Below are 18358 nucleotides of genomic sequence, written 5' to 3'. Positions count from 1 at the left end.
CCCAGCAGGCCACCGGCACCGGACCGGAACGTTCCGGCTTCGCCCACACCATCAGGCGACACCAGAACCGCTCATAGACTCACGAACCGCCCACTCAGAGCGCTGCTGAAGCGGGGCAAGGGCAACCAAGGCTGCCTCGGCGCAGAGCTATCGCCCCAGCCAGACACCCTGCCCACAGTCCTGTATTGAAGCAGCCGATTCGCCTCCGCGGCGCCCAAGCAGCTCTCCAGAACCGCCATCAAGGCGTAGTGCCACTTCAATGAAGAACACATCCACGGCGAGAAGCAGGGCCCCACTGGCTAATGAAGGCCAAGAGCCAGTGGGGCCCTGCTTACTCAATGAGCAGATGTCACGGTTTCCCTCCGCCGTCCCGGGCTACGGTCCCACCTCGTGGCGAAAGACCGAATGGAATCGGCGGTGAAGACGGGACCAGCACCAATGCGGCCAATGGGGCGTGGGAAGTCCGGATGGCTGCCGTCCAGTTGAGCCACCCTCTGGCGGGTAACGCCCAACTCCGCAGCAGCTTCCCGGTACCCCATGAGGTCCTGTTCCTTCGGATGATCTCGCTCAGCGTTTGCCTGCTCAGCAGTGACCACTCGCAGGTCCGTCAGCCGAGGCCTTTGGCCTAGCGCAGCGCTGAGGCCTTCAGTTGCGGCCTCGAGAGCCTCTTGCGTGGCTTCCGACAAGCTGGGTGCTACCAGACGCCATACCAGGTAGAGGAGCTCAGTATCAGCCTCGTGCCTGACGACGCCAGCGCAGTACCGGCGTAGCTCTTCGAACTGCTCATCCCTGAAGGTGCCCACAGCGCCCACAGTTACGGATGCCCGCCACTCTTGTCCCATTTCCTTCTCCTCTCCTCCTCTATCCGGTTCATCTGGCAGTGCTCGGATGGACGGGGCGGGGGCCTGGCCTTCTGGCCCCCGCCTGCACCTGGGCCTAGTCCTCATCCGGGAAGACCAAGCCCGCCCTGCGCAGCTGCACGATCAGGTCGATCCACTGCCCCGGCGTCTCCGGCTCGGGACCGGCCAGAACTGCAGTGCCGTTCCGGGAGAACCGCCACGAGCCCTGAGCACTCTGGTGACTCTTAAATCCCTGACGGTCCAGCGCTGCGAGGAGCACGTCCATCCGATCAGTCATATCCCACCCTCCCCTCAAACCTTGCATGTGTCAAGCTTTAAAGTGGCGGCAACCTATCCCGAAAACCTTGCTTCTGGCAAATCGGCTGGTACGGAAGGGTCGGCGGAGCACATCCGCACGAGCTTCCAGGACAGCCTTTCCGCTGATTGCCACCCACAGCCGACCGCATGCAGTCATGCGGCCGGGGCCGTGAGTCCAGATACGACGCCACCAGGCGCACCGCACGACGGTTCCTGTCGAACAGCAACAGCAGGCGCGCTAGGCTCACCGCCGCCTACTCACCGCTCTAGCCGAGTTGGGCGCGCGTAGACGTAGGCGTGTTGGCCTTCCGCGCTATCGGCCGCGCGGCCTGCTGCCGGCGCTCTCGGGACCGGTTCCAGCGCGGGCAGTACCCAGGGTTGTTCGGCACTGACGAGACGACTGGCAAGGGGTAAGACAGGCTTGACGCCCGCCTCCGGCGAGAGCGCCTGTGACCGCTTGGGAAAGTCGGCGCACGCCGCGGTTCAGAGGGGGCGGCTCCACGAGCGGAGCCACGCACGCGCCGGCTGCCCCTCTTTCTGAACAGTGAATCGAGCGCAGCAAGCTCCGGCCACGCTGAGCCGTCGGGCCGCGCAGTCCGTCGCAGATCCCCTGCAGGAATGACTGTGCGCAAATCCCGCAACGCGCCCATCCTGCCGTTGCCGTCCACCACCCAAAAGCCGATCCTCTCCATGCCCTCGGCAGCCTTGGCACCGACCCCCTGCGTCCCCAGACCCTCCGGCCGACCCTGCGAAGGCATCCACTCAGACAGCTTCCATCGGAAGTACTCGCTGTCCTCGCTGCTTTCCGGCATGGCCCGCTTGACGTCCTGAATGTCAGGGAACGCCGCGTCAGTGTCTGTGTAGTCGAGGAAGCGGTAGGGCATGCGCCGCCCTTTCCGTGGGCGCGCCACCCTGAACCACGGGTTGGACAGCGCTGCGGGAGCTACTGCGCGCTTGGCGGGCCGCTCAGCCCGCGCACTGCGGTAGGCAGCCTGCTTGCACGCGTCGCTGCAGTACTTGCGCGTACGCCCGCGGTCCTTCTGCACGAAGGGCGGCGCGGTACAGCCGACACGCTGGCACCGATGGACAGGTACCTCTTTGACACCCTCCCAGACCAGGGCCGAGTGCTGCGGACCCGTCCGGCTCCTCAACTCCTCACGCAGCTGGGGCCCGAACTCCGAGTCCCGCAGCCTGATCAGCAGGCTCCTGATGAGCTCCTGCAAGCCCTCTACCGTCCACCCGAACTGTCGGGCCATCTGCACGAGTGGAGCCCCGTGCAGATAGTCGAGCAGGAGTCGCCGTTCAGAGTCCCGCAACACCTTGCGCAGGGCACGCCCGAGGACGTCATCACCGATCCGGCGACTGACGGGATCCTTGTCCGGCCAGTACTGTTCTCGCCTCACTGCGCTCCTCCCCCGCCCGGCTCCGCAACTGCCGTACTGTCCGGCGACGTCGCACCGCCGGAGAGCGCGGGATCGGCCACCGGCCCCTGCGGGCCTGCCCCCGGTCCCGCACTGAGGCCAGCCTGCCCGACTCCCACCCGCAGCGACTTGAAGAGCCCCAGAAGCGTCCGCCCGCTGCTGTCCAGCATGACCGGCAGATCTTCCAGCCGCGCACGGCGGATAGCCAACGCAGCCAGAACGGCGTGGGCGACAAGCGCGGCCAGACAGACCAGGGCGAGCAACCCCACCACCGCCACAACTGCCCACGGGACGTCAGACATCAGCTTCGCTCCTTCGAGACCGAAAACGCCGATGGCCCCGACGCGTCTTCGCGTCGGGGCCATCGGCGTGAGGCATGAAAAAACCCCGCCGGAGAAGGCGGGGTCGTCTGGTGCAGGCACATGTGTGCCACCACCAAGGCGAGCATAGCCAGGTACAAGCCCAAGCAAGACCGGTTCCCGGTATCGAAACCGCATTCTGGCAGCTCAGAGGCGAGATAAGCAGGGAGGCTCTCCAGCAGGGCAAGAGAGCATTTTCGTAACAACGCCTACCGGCGCCGGCTGCGGGACCCTCGCTCCGTCCTGCCAGGCATCTCGACGACACCCGACTACGCGGCCCGGCACATACCCGTGATCAGAGAAAGTGACCAACGCTCAGAAGAAGAAGGCTACAACTGATCAACGACCCTGATACCTGACAAACCCACAGCTCAGACTGCCACCACAACCAACACCTCAGCCACCCAGCGATCACCTCCCCCAGCCCGCCCCCCGAACACAGCCAGACACGCGAACTGATCAGCCCAGCTCAGCCATCCGTGAACCGATCACAAAAACCGATCCTGGACAGAGCAGCTGTCCGCGATCGGGATGCGGTGGTCGTAGCGACAAGCAGCGGGCCCGTGCAGGGTGATCTGCACGGGCCCAGAGCCGGACGGCGGTGTGGCGGGGGCGGACATCAGGACTCTGTCTGCGACGGCGTCCGGCGGCCAAGGTGATGCGTGTGACGGTTCCGAACCCTATGCCCTGGGACTGATGGTGATGGTGAGATCAACCTGATCGTAGCCAGCCAGCTGGTCGGTGCCTGCGGTGTCAGCGAGGGACCGGGTGTCGGTGTGCAGGAGGGCCGTGACCAAGGGGGCGGGCCGGTCGTCGAGGGCCAGCGCGAGCGGCCGGGCGGTGCCCTTGGCGATCCAGCCAAGAGGGAGGCCGTTGTGCTCGACCCGGATGGCGTTTGGGTCAGTCGGGTTGTCGTAATCGCGAACGAGGTCGAGGACGGTTCCCGCGGGCAGGTCGGCGAGGTACCCATCGCTGTAGGTGTGCCGGACGCCGCGTAGGGGGGTGGTGAATGTTCCGCGGCCGCTGAGGATGGTCTTCTGGACGGTGCGGGGGCTGCGCCGCTCGGCACTGCGGATGAGCAGGGACGCGGTGCTGGGGGTGGTGATGGCGGTGATCTCGTCGGTGGTGAGGTTGCCGAGCCAGCCGGTGAAATCGGAGAAGGACGGCTCGGGGACAGGGCAGCGTGCGGCCAGGTCGATTGCCTCGCTGCGCTGGTGGATGCCCAGGCTGGCGGCGTAGCAGGCAGGGGCGGTGTCAACGCCGTACTTGAGCATGGCCGGCAGGGCGGCGAGTGAGTCTTCGGGTGTGATGCCGTGGCGGGTCTCCAGGATCTGCAGGATCGAGGAGACGGCCCAGGCCAGGTCTTGGACGATCACCTTGTCGATGTAGTCCGAGGTGACGGTGATGTCCTTGGCGTCAAGGAGCAGCTCGTAGTGGCTATGGATCTCCTGGAGCGTCCAGCCGGCGATCCAGTCCCCGGCGAGAGGGACGACCGCCCCGATCGGCCGGTCCTTGGCAGTGGCGCTCCGGCGGAGTTCCTGGATCGTGGTGGCGGCGGTCAGGACGATGTCGCGCAGGGCTGGCCATGTTGCGGGGGCGAGGAGGCCGGGGTGCTCGGTGAGGGTGTTCGCGAGTTGCTCGGCGGCGGTGATCGCGTCGAGGCCGCCTTGCAGGCTCAGTCCTGTGCGCAGGATCGCCGCGCGGGCGGCCGGGTCGGGGAGCTGTCGGGCGAGAGCGGCGACGCGGCGGGCGGTGAACCGGGCGAGCGGCTTGAGGGACCACTCCTGGGCGCCGATCTGGTGGCCGCCCAGGGTGTGCGCGAGCAGGTCGTGTGCCGCGTCCTCCAGCAGCTGCTGGTCGGGGGTGTCGACGACTTCTTCGGCGAGCATCGTCAGGAGCTGGAGATCGAGCGCCTGCGCCCAGTCGGTCAGCTCTTCCTCTTCTGGGTCGAGCAGTTCGATGTCCGTCAAGTTCTGTCCCGGGGCGGGGCGGGCGCCCAGTCTCGTGATGGCGAGGCGGTGGTAGAGCGCACCGATGGTGGACAGGACCGGTTCGATGTTGCCCTTGTCTAGGTAGCGGAGCCGAAGCTTTCGGGCGTCCTCGGCGTCCTTGGCGATGAGGACGACGTGGCCCTCGGTCTCCTGGAAGGCGCGGCCGGCTCGGCCGGCGGCGTTCCAGAACTCGCGGACGCCGATCTGCTCTTGGTTCCGCCAGGTGCTGTGCACCAGCACAGTCTTGACCGGCAGGTTCATGCCCTGGGAGAGGGTGCTGGTGGCGCACAGCACGCGCAGTGCGCCGTCGCGGTAGGCGCGCTCCAGCAGGTGCCGGACGGGCTGCGGGACCGTGCCGTGGTGGTAGGCGATGCCCTGGGTCACCATCACGGTGAGTTCGTGCTCCTCGCCGAGGTGCTCGGCGATTCGCTCCGAGAGCGCCAGGCGTTGATCCCGCTGGTTCCGCACGCCGAGCACGGGGGTGTCTGTCTTCTTCAGTGCCGTTTGCAGGGCGCGCGCGGCGGCCTGCGCGTAGGCGGGCTGGGTGGTGGAGATCAGTACCGGGCCAAGGCGTTCGAAGTGCAGCGTCAGTGCGGCCGCGACGTCCTTGGCGTCGCGCGGGGACAATCGCTTTCGGACGAGGTGGCGGGTGAGCACCTTGGGTACGAAGAAGTCTCTGCCTTGGGCGGTGCCGTAGTGGATGCTGCCGGTCTGTCCGTCCTTCTCCTGCCCCTGCCAGGAGAAGATCCCGGTGCGTAGCTGGGAGGGCGACCAGTCGATCTTCGCGTGGTTGGTGCCGTGGGCGGTGGGCTCCAGCCAGCGGGCGATGTCTTCGCCGTTGGGCAGGACCGCGGACAGCAGGACGATCCGCGCCTGCGGGGTGGTGCGGCGGATCCGGGTGAGGACCATCTCCAGGCGCAGCCCGCGCGCGGACCGGTCGATGGAGTGTCCTTCGTCGACGAGGACCAGGCGCAGCCGGCTGGCGAGTTCGGGGGTGTTGCGCAGTAGCAGGTCGAGTTTCTCGGTGGTGACGACGAGGACGTCGGTGTAGTCCAGGAGGTGGTTCTCGTAGCGGACGTGTTCGGCGCCGCCGAAGAGGGAGGAGACGCGCAGGCCGACGAGTTCGAGGCTGGCGGCGAGGTGCCGTTCGACCTGGGCGGCGAGCGCGCGGGTGGGCACCACGTACACGGCCAGCGGCGGGTCCATGAAGCGCAGAAGCAGCCCGAGAGGGCTGTCGTCGGCCTCACCGGTGTCGGCGAGGGCGTGGAGGATGGCCCACTCGGCGATGTGGGTCTTGCCCGCGGAGGTGGGCATGGTGACCGTGAAGTTGTGGGCCCGGGCGTCGAGGAGTCCGGCGTCCAGGGCGGTGCGCTGGGAGGGCCAGACCTGGGTGAGCGGGCGGTCGGAGACGATCAGGGCCTTGATATAGCGCTCCCAGGTCCTCGACCAGCTGGAGGCGCGGCGCAGCAGGAGCCACGGGGAGGTCGCGACGATGTCCTCGACAGCGTGGGCGAGGGAGTCGACCAGGGTCCAGGTGTCTACGACGGAGGCCTGGAGGAGGATGGCAGCGGCCTGCTTCAGGTCGCTAACCGCGGCGCGCCCGGCCGCGCGGTCGCCGGTACGCCACAAGGTGGCCAGGGAGCGTGCCGAGCGGCCGACCAGGCCGTAGGCGGCCACCACGGCAAGGTCCGCCTGCTCGGCCCGGCCCGCGGCGAGCGCGGCGGTGAGTGCGCGGCCGAGACGCGGCAGTTCGCTCGCTGCGGCGACGCCGAGCCGAGCGGCGGTGTCGATGTCGCGGCGCAGGACCGCGCCGGCGGCCTCGGCGATCCGGTGCGGGGCGGCTGCGGTCAGCCCGTCGGTGTCGGGCATGTCCCCGTAGGTGAACAGCTCCCCGACTTCCTGCTGGAAGGTGCGGGCGATGGCGGTGGCGTTGGCCTGGTAGCCAGCCAGGCTCCACATCGTCGCCGAGATCGCCAGCAGTTCGATCCGTGTCTCCGGCTCGTTCGCCCGTGCGGCGAGGTCGGCGTAGGCCTGGGCGATGTCCGGCAGGGGCCCTGGGTCCGCGCGGCGCTCGCGCGGAGTGCGGGCCAGTTGCCCGAGCCGGGCGAGGGAGAGGCCTCGGCGCAGGGCATCGGGGTCGTAGGTGTAGTCGGCTGTCCCTTCGGTGCTGATCTGCTCGGCCAGGACGTGGGAGCGCAGCTGGCCGCGCAGAACCGGGGATGCCTCTCCCGTGGACAGTGCCTCGTCGCCGAGGCGCCGTACGGTCCCGTCGTCGTCCCTCACGCTGTTCCCGCCGCCGTTCCGTTGTCCTTGCCGCTGCTGGTGCTGCCGGGGGCCGTCTCCGCCGCCTCGTAGACGCGGCCGACGAAGTCCTTGAGATCGTCGATCTTGACGACGGTCAGCTCGGTGCGCTGGGTCACCATCGCGCCGAGCCCGGCCACGATGTCCTCTTTCCACGACTTGGCGTCGTGGACGAAGAGCATGTGCCGCTCCACCCGGCGCCGCCCTGGCTCGCGCAGCAGCGCGCCGAGCCGGCGTGCGAGGAACACCTGCCCGCGGTCAGCGCAGCGCGCCATGAGGAAGTGGAGGCTCTCGTCCAGCCTGTCCAGAACCTTCTCCAGGCTGTCGTACGCCTCGTTCCCCACCCTGTTGTCCCGGGAGGCGCGAGTCTTCACCTCCGGCACGGCGATCGCCGGAGGGTCCTGACGGAAGCGGAACGCCAGCACGTCCGTGCCCTGCACGGCCTGGGCCGGGGTCTGCTTGTAGCGCAGCTTCAGGACTGGGACGCACCACCGGCGCACCCTGCGGTAGAGCGCGCCTGTGACGATCTCCCCGAAGTCCCCGTGCCGGATCTTGCGGTCCGCGGGAAGCTTGTTCTTCCGCAAGTAGCCCGCAACCTCCGGCGCACCCAGGTCGTCGAAGACATTGGCGAGCTCGCCGGGAGCCAGGTAGTTACGCATCACCTCATGGCCCAGCCGTTCGACAAGCTCGCCGTCCTCGATCAGCCCCTCGTCGGCGAGCAGCTGGTACTCCAGCAGCCCGTCCGGCTGCTCCACGTCCTGCGGCTTGAGCCACTTGTCGAACACGCGCCCTTGCCCTCCCCCGGCGCCGCGCCTGGTCGGCAAGCGCACCTGGGCCAAGGCTAGGCCAGCGCGTGCCATCGTTCTTCATGCTGGCACTGGAAGTTCCCGTGCTGCACAAGCTGATCGGCTGAACCGTGCGGCGGGACGCCGGGCCGGCACACTCTGCCCGGCCCCGCCGCCTCTCGGACATTTACAGGGCGTCTGTGCGGCGAAGACGTCGCGGTTGAGGGTCAGGGGATGTGCTGTGGAGCTGTTCCAGGACCTTCTCCATACCGAGCAGGCCGGCGTCCTGGCTGATCTGCTGAAGCCAACTGTCGATGAGGGCACGGCGCTCTGCAGGGTCGCGCTGGTCGACGCCCGGGTCGGCGAGCAGGTTGGCCCCTCGTGATGTGCCAGCGTCAGGCACCGAGGTCAGTCCGTTCCCGGCGAGCAGGTCCGGCATATCCGTGCTGCTGAGAAGGTCCAGGCCGAGCGGCTGGGGCATCACGAGAGGATCGACACCCGCCAGAGCGGCGAGCGCTCCGGTGACCTTGTCATCGACCAGCGTGGCCGTCAGGGCGTCGACCAGCTCGTGCAGGCGGGCGATGGACAGGGGCGCCGCGCGGCCGAGGGTGTGCCGGAAGCGCGCGACGACTTGCAAGGAGACCTGCAAGTGCGAGACGGCAGCCCCGTAGGCGTCCGGCAAGTCGATCCTGGCCACGGCCTCCAGCGGGAAGACCGGCGCTCCGTGCAGGCCGCCCTGCCACAGCAGCCGGACCTTGCGGGCCCGGTTGAAGCCCGACCGGTGGAAGGGGTTCATGCCGCCTTCGCCGATCGATGCGCACCAGCGGAACAGGGCGTGGCGCAGGGGGGAGTTGTTCAGCGCGTCGGCAAATGCCTGCACGCCGCGCTCCGACAGCGGGCGCCAGGTGGCCGATGCGTCCACCGGAACGAACATCCCTGTACGCACGAGGAAGTCGGCGCTCGGCTTCCCCTGGTCGTCCATGGGCAGGTCGGCCGGCGGCAGCCGCAGTCCGGCAGCCACAGCCTGGGGCGCGGCTTCGTTGATCAACCGCGCGAGCCCCGCCCGGTCCGCTAGGGCGTTGCGTCCGTGCAGCCGGATCGGAGCGGCGCCTTGGACCAGAAGCGGGCGGGATGCCTTCGCCGGGTCCACGCGGACGACCAGGATCATCCGGCCGTCGGTCTCAGGCAGGGGAACCGGGATGATCTCCGGCTCCCAAGGCGGCTCCAGCGTCTGATGGCAGCCGCTGACGATCTGAACGATCGCGTCCTCGGGCACGCCGATGATTCGGTCGTCGACGCTGCGCTCGGTGACGCCTACCAGGATGAGGCCGCCGTAGCTGTTGGCCATCGCCGCGACCGAGGTCGGGATCTTGGGGGTGTATTTCTCCTTGTACTCCAGGGTCAGGCTCTCGGGCTGGCCGATGGCAACCAGCTCGCGAACCCGCTCCAGGGTCACGTCCGCAGGGCGGCAGGCGAACAGCGAGGCCGCGGATGTCATACGAGCCGTCCATCCGCTGGGCGTGTGTGGATCGAAGGTGTCATCAGGTCAAGTTAGCGAAGCTGTATGGGCCCACACTCCGGGTTTCCCTGCCGCTCGCCGGGCCGCTCGCGCAGCCGTACGCCGGGCTGGCGCGCGTCCCGCAGAAGCCCCGCAGGGACGCTCTCAGGCAGAGAGCAGCAGGACCGCCGACCGCGAGGCGCACGCCACCCCCACGCGGACGACACCACCACAGGTGTCCGCCGTCTCTGTTCCTCCGCCTCGTAGGAGACTCCCGATGGCTCGGGAAACCCGCACTCCCCCATACCGGCCCGACCCGAACCGCCCGGCCCGCCCAACGTAGGGATGCCTTCGGAGGCCCCGCTGTTGTCGGTGCACGCCGCCGTGGTGTTTCTGGCGGCCGTCATCATCGGTCTCGTCATGGGCGGCCTCATGTTCCTCCACGACAAGTCCGTGCCCGCAGCCGTCGCGACGGGCCTGGTGGCCGCTGGAGGCAGCGTTCCCGTGCTGCACAAGCTGATCGGCTGACCGGCGGTGGGGCCGGGTGCCCATGCTGCGCCCGGCCCACCGCCTCTCTCGGACGTCAGGCGGCGTGGAACTCATGGGCTGGGCCGCCGCGCCACCCACTGCGGGTCGTCCAGGATGGCCTCGGGGTCGGCGACGCCAGCGCCCTCGAGGAACACGACCAGGTCGTGGTCGCTGTAGGCGGTGCCGAGGATCTCGTCCCGGCCGCTGCTGTGCACGGTGACCTTCCGGCCGCCCGAGAGTGAGGGCCGGTGCACGACGATCGGCGCGCTGGTCACGCCTTCCAGCATGCCCCGGGCCGGTCTGCTGGGCGAGTCGGCCCGGGGGCGGCAGGGAGAGTCGCCGGACCAGTCCCAGAGGCTCCGCTCGCCGAGACGAGGGTCGTACAGGGCCCGACCGCCGGCGCCGAACGGCCCGAGCTCGGTGACCAGCGCGACGCCGGTGTCGACCTCGTCGGGCGTACAGCCGGTGAGATGGGCGGCCTAGCGATCTTCGACGATGAAGCACGCTCGCTGGTAGAGCTCGTCGAATGTGATGATCTCGATGTCCTGGATCGATGTCCGGTACAGCTCGAAGGAGTTGATCTTCTCCGGGTTCACGGCACCGTCGTGAGTGAACTCGCGCAGACTGCCGATCACCACGACCTGCCGGGGCCGGGTAGTGGACAGTTCGACGCCGGTCGGGGTGCCGTCGTCGTCGTAGATGCGGGTGAGGAACTCGCGGGAGATGAGCTGCTGGGCCTTGCTGGCGGTCTTCTGCACCTGCGCCACGCCGCCGCCCAGTTCTTTTGAGGCCTGGTAGACGCCCGCGCGGTACGGAGCCTTGGCGAGCAGCTCCGTGTCGTGGGTCTTGATTTCACAGAAGAGCATGCTGCTGATCAGGCCTTTGGAACGCATGATGGCGTCGATGCGTTTCCCGGCTCCGCCGAAAATGTTGGCGCCGGTGGTGATGCGTTCCAGCTTGCCGTCGTCGATGGATTCGCAGGCGATGAGGTTGAGTCCGTAGCCGAAGATCCACTGGTTCGCCTCGAAGAAGGCCTGCCAGACCGCTTCCGCCCCGCGCGTCGTTGCCAGGCTCTCCTCCTGCCGGAAGTAGTCCCGATCGGTCAGCAGCCGCTCGAACCTCTGGAGCTGCTCTCTGCGGTTGCTGATCAGCCGGATGTCCTCTTCGGTGAGCCCGCCGCCGATCGCAGTCCTGACCGCACCGAGAACCATCGTCCGGTCCTGGCCGGCCAGCAGCTGCGTCAGTTGGCCCTCGTCACCGGCCACGAGCTGGAGGGAGCCGCCGGGCGTGCTCAGCCCCGCACAACCCTGGAGGAAGTTGATGACCTTCCAGAAGTTCTCGTGGACATCCCCGGTGTCGACGAGCGCCTTGACAGCCCGGGTGGTCCCGGTATCGGGCACCGTATACGTGGCGGAGACCTCCCCTGCCTTCCTCTTGTCCTTCTTCCACAGCTTGATCCTCGGCGTGAAGGTGTCGCCCTTCTTGATGATGGTGACGCTGCACAGGGTGGCCACCCGGGGCCGGTCGTCGAGGACGAAGTCGGTGATCATCCGGCGTGCGCGGGTGTCATAGAGATAGTGGAACCCGCTGCTGTCCTGCGAGGCACGGATCTCCAGATCGGCGAAGTCCCCGCGGGTGACGTCGAACTCGGTCGTGGAGAAGGAGATGCGGAGACCGCGAACGATGGGGGTAGCGGGCGCCGCAGCCTGAGTCCGCCAGTCCGGTGGGATGTTGGGCAGCGGCCGGGTATCGCCTTCGACCACGAGGGCCTGGACGTCGGTGCGTCCGAGCTGGCTGAGCAGGGGCTCCAGTGTCCGCCAGATCACCTCCTTCATCTCCGGGGTGCAGGTGGGCTGGAGCTCGCGCTCCACGGTCAGGACCGCCTCGTAGGTTGCCGCCGTCCAACCGTCACCAGGCATGGGGTGGAAGAAGCCGCCGTCGCGGCGCAGGGTCAGGACAGCCGTGCGCAACAGGTCACGTGCGGGCTCCTCGCCGGCGCAGTCCAGGAGGCTGTAAGTCTGCCCGAGGACCAGATCGAGCTTGCTCGTGTCGTCGTCGTTCAGCGGCAGCGGGACCAGCGGTCCCGTGGGCGGAAGCCGGACCGGCGTGTAGATAGGGCGGCCCGAGAGGAACTCGTATGAACGCAGACCCCATCCGTCCGGTGCCAGCAGCCGGTTCAGCTCCTCAACCTGCTTCATCGCCTCCTCGACACCGGCCGCGACCTCGGGATGGACGGTTCGCGCCAGGAAGGCGAGCAGCACCTCGTCCGGTCCGACGGAGAGCCCCAACCGGGAGTCCTCGAAGATCCAGTCGTCGGGCAGGTCGTCTTCGTTGTTAATTCTGTGCTGCTGGATGTCAGCGCGGACAGTCGGGAGCCGACTGCTCTCGGGAGCAGGTTGGTCCAGGTCGTAGAGGTGCTCCAGGAACGTGACCTCGTCCAGTTTCCCCCACCAGGGGCTCGATATCTCGCGCAGGTAGTTGAAGATGTCGTGCCGCGTCACCGATGTGATTGATGGCTGCGGGTGTGCCGAAGCGAGGTCACTGGACGTCATGTGTCTCAGGATGAAGGGCAGGGCGGCCAGGTACCGGCAGATCGAGACTTTCCCCTCCCAGACGAGACGTCAGGCAGAGTGCCGCAGGTGGGCGGGAGCAAGGGGTGCAGGGTGTCCCAGGGCCCAGCGGTGAGCAACCACGGAGCCAGGCAGAGCGGCGCCACGCGATGCGAGGAGCGGCGCGGCGGCTACGCGAGGCACTCGAACCCGTCGTCGCAGACCTCACCGGGCAGCGGCAGGACGTGAGAGTGACAGCCAACCCCGACGGCAACGGCGGTGCCCGCCTGCGCGGATTCACCCGGCCCGACGGCTTCCAGTTCGGCACATGGATCCCCGTGCACGTCCTCGCTGATCCGCTCAGGCTGGACGACCTGATCCGGATCTGGGCTCGCCTGCTGCTCGGGAACGGCTTCTACAGGTCGAACTCGAGGTGCTCGATGTCCGTGAACCGGACCTCTTCCAGGCTTCCGGCGCGGCGGCCGCCATCCTGGAAGTACACCTCCTTGAGTGCCTCGGCGGCGATCTCCTGGAGGCGCTGCTCGGTGGCGCCCTGTTCCTGGGCGCCAAAGAGGCGGGCGGCGTGCTGCGGGGGCAGGGCGACGGTGAGGTGGCGGATGCGGTCCTGGTCCGTCGACCCGATCGGCGCGGTGTAGCCGAGGCGGGCGCGGGTGTCGATGACGATGCCGCCGGTGGTCGCCGCCTTCTGCCGGGCCTTGGCGCGGATCTGCGGCTGCCAGCGGGCCTTCACCTCGCGCTCCAGGCGGGCGGCGAGGTCCGGGCGGGGTTTTTTGATCTGGTCTTTCACGTAGCGCTCGACGGTGCGCTGGGAGATCCGCAGCATCTGGGCGACCGCCTTGGTGCCCTTGAGCTGCTTGACCAGGTACCGCATCTGCGCGGGCGCGCTCTTGGGTGCCGGGCGGGTGAACGCCTTCTGCACCGCGGCTTCCAGGCCGTCCCCGAACAGGGTCATCGTCGCCTTCTCCTACTCTCCGTTGTCGACGTCGGTGACGGTGCCGTCCTTGATGTACCGGGCGAGGTTGAGTTCGGGGGCGTCGAACCGCTCGCGGACCTCCTCGCCCCACAGGACGCTCTGGGTGCCCTCGTGCTTGACCAGGCCCGGGTTGATGCCGAGCTTGAAGCCGCCCGGCAGGGGCTTGCCGTCCCGGTAGGGCAGGAAGTCCAGCGGGCTGGTGCCGCCTGCCGCGTAGACGACGCAGTCGGACAGGACCGCGACCGGGTACTGCCCGGTGAACGCCGCATGCTTGACGATTTTCCGGTGGAGGTTGATCCGGGTGCGGGAGATGACCGCCGCGCGGATGTCCGGCCGCCAGGTCGGGCGGGCAAGGGCGCGCCAGGGTTCGCCGGGTTTCCAGCCCTCGCCGCGTGGGCGCTCGCGGAGTTTGCCCAGGCCGCCCTTGACCGTTGCCATGATCGCCGAGACGACGATCGCCAGCTCGGGGTCACGGCTCCGGTAGCTGTCCATCGCGGCGAGGAAGTCGGCCGGCTCCATGTCGGCGTGCACGCCGAGGTCGGCCATGGTGGCGAGGAAGGCGTCGCGGAGCCGGTTGTACCAGCCGTCCAGGTAGCGGCCGTTGTCGTATCGGACGTACGCCTCGAGCGGTGTGACGTCGTAGCCGAGCTCCACCGCGTACGCCACGGTCGGCGTGGCGTACCAGGCCGGACCCTCCGGTTGCTCGCCCTTGGGCGTGAACGGGCTCGGCAGCAGACTCGCGTCTTTGGATCGACTACCTCGTAGCAGGGCTCATACTCTGCGCTCACATCCTGGTGATCCGCACGACGGAATCAGGGGACTGGCTGTCATGGATCGACTCATCGCAGCGAACTGACCTGTACGCCGCCGCTGCTGGTGTGGTGTCAGCAATCGGCGGACTGAGTGCCATCGCGATCTCCATCTACACCGCGGCGAACGGGGAACGCCTACGCGCTGTCCGACGTCACCATCAAGTCGGTCTACGGCGAAGCTGGCGCAGTCTGCTGCGCGGCACCGCGCTGGTATGCGCCCTGCTGCTGAGCGCACTCGACAGAGACAAGGATCCCGCATCCGCACGGTTCATCTTCGAATTCGCCATGACCTTCGCGGCACTACGCTTCTGCCGCCTCATCTGGCTGTTCGACAGGATGATGCAAGTATCAGACGCGGACTCAGCTGAGCCTGACCCAGTAGCCACACCAGTGCGGGACCCTGACTGGCTGCGTCGACACCAGAACACTTCGTGAACAAGGTGCTCGCTGCTGCACAGCCCAGCTGGCCTGTGGCCCCGGGCTGGGCAGTGGAACCTCAGATTGGGCTCCATCCTGGACAACCCGGAGGAGAGCCCGCGTAGTCGGCCACCGTCGTACCAGGGGCGGTTCAGACGGCCATCCCGGTTTCGGAGCGGCCACCACTTCAACGAAGCCCTATACGTCGTCGAAGCTGGGCTGACTCCATGGCTGGTCGGGGGGTGGACCTTGGGCGCCGAGGAGCTGGGTGATCTTCTCGGCTTCGTCGCTCGAGAGCTCGGAGAGGAGGCGTGCCGTGGTGCCGAGGAGGGCGTCCAGCGGTACCTGGGTACGTGCGCCGCGGACGCTGGCGGTTCCGGTGCCGAACAGGCACTGGAGAGTCTCGCCGGAGGGAATGCGGGCATCGGCCTCGATGACTCCCTCGGCCTGGCCCAGCGCGTCACTGATGCCATCGAGTTGGACGTCGTGGGCGATGTCGTCGCCGGGACCGCCGTATCCGACGTGGCGGTCCGTTACGACCATGCGAAGAGAGGTCAACGGAATGCCGAAGCGGTCTGCCCTGTTCCTCACCTCGGCGAGGCGGGGCAGGTCGTGCTCCTGCCCGGGCGGGAGCTGGCGCCGGGACTGGGCAACCAGCACATGGAACCGCGGGGTCTGCAGGATCAGCTGGCCGGCCTTCACCGCCCAGCGCCACGGGCTGACGTCCGCATCGGCCGTACCGGGCACAATCATGCAGACGCGGCTGGCCCAGAGCCGGATCGCCTCACGCATCAGGTGCTGAAGATTGCCGGTGCCGGCGGCCGGGGTGCGCAGCAGGACGGGGAGGCTGATCATGCGGACGACCCGGTTCCAGAACGCGGCGTCGGTGATGTCCTCGGATTCCAGCAGGTACATCAGGGCCGTCTCGTCGAGATGACCGACGCCTCGCTGCGGCGCAGGGAAGCTGGCGAGCGTGGAACCGCCGCCTTGCCAGAGCGCGGCGAGGAAGGCTGACATCCGGTCGGCGACGTCGGTGGTCATCCGCGCGGTGAGGGCGTCGACGGCGTCGCGGGTGGGAACGCGTTCTCCCGCACGGGCGGCCTCGGCTCCCTGAACGACCGTGTCCAGGAACTCCTCGGTCGCCGCTTTGTCGAGGGTGCCGCGGCCGCCTTCGAGAACGGAGCGGGACACCAGATGGGGGATGCCGGGAGAGTCATCGGCCGGCTGGAGTGCGCCGAGCGCGGAAGCGTCGAGGAGTAGCGCGGTGCTGCTACCGGGAAGCGGGGGAAGATCTCCTTGCTGCCGGGCGGAAGGCAGTTGACCGAGAGCCAGAAGCACCGGCCGGTCCGCACGGGGAAGGCGCTGCAGGTCGTCCTCGAGCTCACGCTGGTCCGATGTGGTGCGCAGATAGATGAACCGGCGCGGTGTGCGGGGCCTGTCGGGCCATTCCAAGACCATGTCGGGGACATGGGTGTGGTTGAAGAACTCGGTCTTGGTGACGGTGGCCCGGGGGTCCATGCGGCGCAGGTGCCAGGCGACGATGTCTTTGACCCGGGTGAACATCATCCGGTCGTCGGGCTCGTCCATGGCCTGGGAGATCGACTGCTCGACAATGTTCACCACGAGCCCTCTCTGCGGGTGAGTTCGGCGGCGACGATGGCTGCCCAGTCCTTGAGCGGCAGGAGGGTTTCCTGCTTGTCCGAGAGCACGATCAGCCACAGGCGTGCGGCGACCGACCGGGCGAGTTCGCTGTCCAGGAGTTTGCGGGCTTCCTCGGTGTCGCTGGTGCCGAAAACACGGCTGCTGTGCTGAAGGACCGCAGCCTCCACCTGCCCGGGTGAGTTGAGGGTGGACCAGGAATTCGCACGGAACGGTGCCCAGGTGATCCACATGAAGTGGTCGCTGAGATGGTGCTGGATCTGGGCAGCCACGTAGCACTTGGCGAGGAACTCGTCGAACTGGGTTCCCTGATCGCTGGGTTGCGCGTAGTTCTTGACCTCCGCGCAGAACATGTCGTTCTGGTAGGGGTCACCACGCATGGCACCCCCCAGATCGAAGGAGAACGTCCGGCCTCCGTACGGCCACGGCAGAGTCAGCCGACGACCGCAGGACTCCGAGTCCGTGTTCGCGTACGCGCCGAAGATACGCATCGTGCCCTCGAGCCACTGCTTGGCCCTGCGGGCCCCCGAGAAGCCCTTCACCTGAGCATCTTCGCCAACCACCACAGGCGTAGCTTAGTGCGATCGGATCATCACGATGCGCTCGAATGGCCAATCCCCCGCCACACCGACGCCTGCCGACTCCAGGAAAGGGCCACCCACGGCCTGGGGAAGCAAGCAGACGACGGGCCCAGGCCCGGACGACTACTGCGAAAACGCCCGCCCGGATCGGCGAACACGAGACCGTGGTGGAGTGACCCATCATCCCGGCCTCCTCCGGACCGCTCCCCTGCAGGGGGAGACAACCTCCTCACTGATCTGCCGCATCGCAGGCCGCTACGGGATGGAAGCGAAGGCGTTGCGGTCGTGCTGGCGGTGGCGCAACTACCCGCCGGGGCACGACGGCGGGGGCGCGCGGGCCGACGCCGAGGTGCTGCCGAACGCAGCCGGACGGCAGCTCCTGGCAGGCCTGTGCGGCGTCGAGGAAGACGCCCTGTCGCGGGCGCTGCCGTCCTGGGGGCAGGAGGACGCCAAGCTGCCGGCCGGACAGGACGCCGGGCCCGCGGCTGCGTGGCGGATCGGCGGCGCACTCGCCGGGCCGGTGGCGTTCGGCTGCCGCCTGTGCAGCGCCCGGCGCACCGGGACGGCGGTGCGGGTGGTGCGGTATGCGCCGCGCTGGCAGCGGGTGTGTGCCCGGCACCAGCGGTGGCTCTTGGACGCGGACGCCGACCAGGTGCCGGAAACCCTCGACCTGCGCGGCGTGCCGGAAGTGGCCGCGGCGCAGCGGCGGTGGACCGGGGTGGCACGGCGGGCGCTACGCTCCGGGGCTCAGCCGGAGCGGGTGTTCGCGCTGGCGCATGCGGTGGTGGCCCGGTGGTGGGAGCAGGCCCTTGATCGGGAACAGGAGACGATCTGGCCGCACCGGCTGCACCAGGTCGCCGGTGGCAACGCCGGGAGGGATCTGGAGTGGTGGCGGATCGTGGGGCGGGACGCGGCCATCTTCCCCGAGGTGATGGCCGTCGCTGACGCGCTGCTGGACCCGGCCATGGCCCAGCTCGCGTGGATCGACAGCGGCGCCCTCAAGCCGCGGCCGTCGAGATGCCCAGATGCCGTGCGATGGTCCTGATCGGCATCTGCTCGGCCGGTGCAGCGGACGGATCTCTGCGCAGTCCTCCACGAGGATCACCTTCCCTCCTGACCTTGATCACCAAGGCCAGAGACAGACGAAGATCATCAAGTGGTCACTTTCCGCCGTCAGGGGGTCAGCGTCCGTCGTCGAGAACGGAGTGTGGCTAGTTGTACTGACCCGTGAGGTTGTGGACGCGGCTGGCGGGTGGTTGGCCTTTGAGCGCGGTGTGTCCGCGGTGGTGATTGTAGGTGTGGAGCC

The 18358-nt window shown here is 68.2% G+C and carries 12 protein-coding genes and 1 pseudogene; 3 read left to right on the top strand and 10 right to left on the bottom strand.

Annotation, left to right across the window (positions count from 1 at the left end):
- Positions 1–2556: 2556 nt before the first annotated feature.
- From ACZ5XS_RS44650 to ACZ5XS_RS44635, 4 genes are all read right to left on the bottom strand, one after another.
- A complete protein-coding gene (locus ACZ5XS_RS44650) occupies positions 2557–2880 on the bottom strand; it encodes a hypothetical protein (protein WP_328430293.1) in 324 nt (107 codons plus the stop codon).
- Positions 2881–3617: 737 nt separating this feature from the next.
- Entirely contained in the window at positions 3618–7211 is a 3594-nt protein-coding gene (locus ACZ5XS_RS44645; RefSeq protein ID WP_468661410.1) for a DEAD/DEAH box helicase, read from the bottom strand.
- On the bottom strand, positions 7208–8014 hold the full coding sequence (locus ACZ5XS_RS44640) for a Hachiman antiphage defense system protein HamA (protein WP_364987011.1): 807 nt from the start codon (positions 8012–8014) through the stop codon (positions 7208–7210). The genes ACZ5XS_RS44645 and ACZ5XS_RS44640 overlap by 4 nt, the downstream gene beginning before the upstream one ends.
- A 187-nt stretch (positions 8015–8201) precedes the next feature.
- Positions 8202–9512 carry an AlbA family DNA-binding domain-containing protein gene (locus tag ACZ5XS_RS44635; protein ID WP_364987008.1) on the bottom strand — a complete coding sequence of 437 codons (1311 nt, stop codon included), beginning with the start codon at positions 9510–9512 and terminating at the stop codon, positions 8202–8204.
- A 345-nt stretch (positions 9513–9857) separates the two neighbouring features.
- Here ACZ5XS_RS44635 and ACZ5XS_RS44630 point away from each other — a divergent pair, with 345 nt between their 5' ends.
- Positions 9858–10040: a hypothetical protein gene (locus ACZ5XS_RS44630; RefSeq protein ID WP_364987005.1), complete on the top strand. Its 183-nt coding sequence runs from the start codon at positions 9858–9860 to the stop codon at positions 10038–10040.
- Between the two features lie 71 nt (positions 10041–10111).
- Here ACZ5XS_RS44630 and ACZ5XS_RS44625 read toward each other — a convergent pair whose 3' ends face one another.
- From ACZ5XS_RS44625 to ACZ5XS_RS44610, 4 genes and pseudogenes are all read right to left on the bottom strand, one after another.
- On the bottom strand, positions 10112–10315 hold the full coding sequence (locus ACZ5XS_RS44625; protein WP_436800731.1) for a type 1 glutamine amidotransferase family protein: 204 nt from the start codon (positions 10313–10315) through the stop codon (positions 10112–10114).
- Between the two features lie 204 nt (positions 10316–10519).
- Complete coding sequence (locus ACZ5XS_RS44620) at positions 10520–12541, bottom strand: Shedu anti-phage system protein SduA domain-containing protein (protein WP_364987002.1); 2022 nt, start codon at positions 12539–12541, stop codon at positions 10520–10522.
- 463 nt (positions 12542–13004) lie between these two features.
- Positions 13005–13562, bottom strand: a complete 558-nt coding sequence (gene tpg / locus ACZ5XS_RS44615) for a telomere-protecting terminal protein Tpg (RefSeq protein WP_468661406.1) — start codon at positions 13560–13562, stop codon at positions 13005–13007.
- 12 nt (positions 13563–13574) lie between these two features.
- Positions 13575–14327: pseudogene (locus tag ACZ5XS_RS44610) on the bottom strand (telomere-associated protein Tap); the annotation flags it as partial.
- Positions 14328–14377: 50 nt separating this feature from the next.
- On the opposite strand from ACZ5XS_RS44610, the gene ACZ5XS_RS44605 reads away from it, so the two are divergent.
- Positions 14378–14830 (top strand): hypothetical protein, encoded by a 453-nt coding sequence (locus ACZ5XS_RS44605; protein ID WP_468661404.1) that lies wholly within the window; start codon positions 14378–14380, stop codon positions 14828–14830.
- 180 nt (positions 14831–15010) lie between these two features.
- Here ACZ5XS_RS44605 and ACZ5XS_RS44600 read toward each other — a convergent pair whose 3' ends face one another.
- Both ACZ5XS_RS44600 and ACZ5XS_RS44595 read right to left on the bottom strand, forming a co-directional pair.
- Positions 15011–16435 (bottom strand): hypothetical protein, encoded by a 1425-nt coding sequence (locus ACZ5XS_RS44600; RefSeq protein ID WP_468661403.1) that lies wholly within the window; start codon positions 16433–16435, stop codon positions 15011–15013.
- The gene (locus ACZ5XS_RS44595) at positions 16429–17037 is read right to left on the bottom strand and encodes a hypothetical protein (protein ID WP_468661401.1); all 609 of its coding nucleotides are present in this window, start codon (positions 17035–17037) and stop codon (positions 16429–16431) included. Before ACZ5XS_RS44595 ends, ACZ5XS_RS44600 begins: the two co-directional genes overlap by 7 nt.
- Positions 17038–17224: 187 nt before the next feature.
- Here ACZ5XS_RS44595 and ACZ5XS_RS44590 point away from each other — a divergent pair, with 187 nt between their 5' ends.
- Positions 17225–18097, top strand: coding sequence for a TniQ family protein (locus ACZ5XS_RS44590; protein ID WP_468661399.1), 873 nt, complete (start codon positions 17225–17227; stop codon positions 18095–18097).
- Positions 18098–18358: the final 261 nt, after the last annotated feature.

It is taken from the genome of Streptomyces sp. NPDC033131 (genome assembly GCF_055578365.1).
Note: the sequence above shows the minus strand (reverse complement) of the source record. Positions and strands in the feature narration are given on the sequence as shown.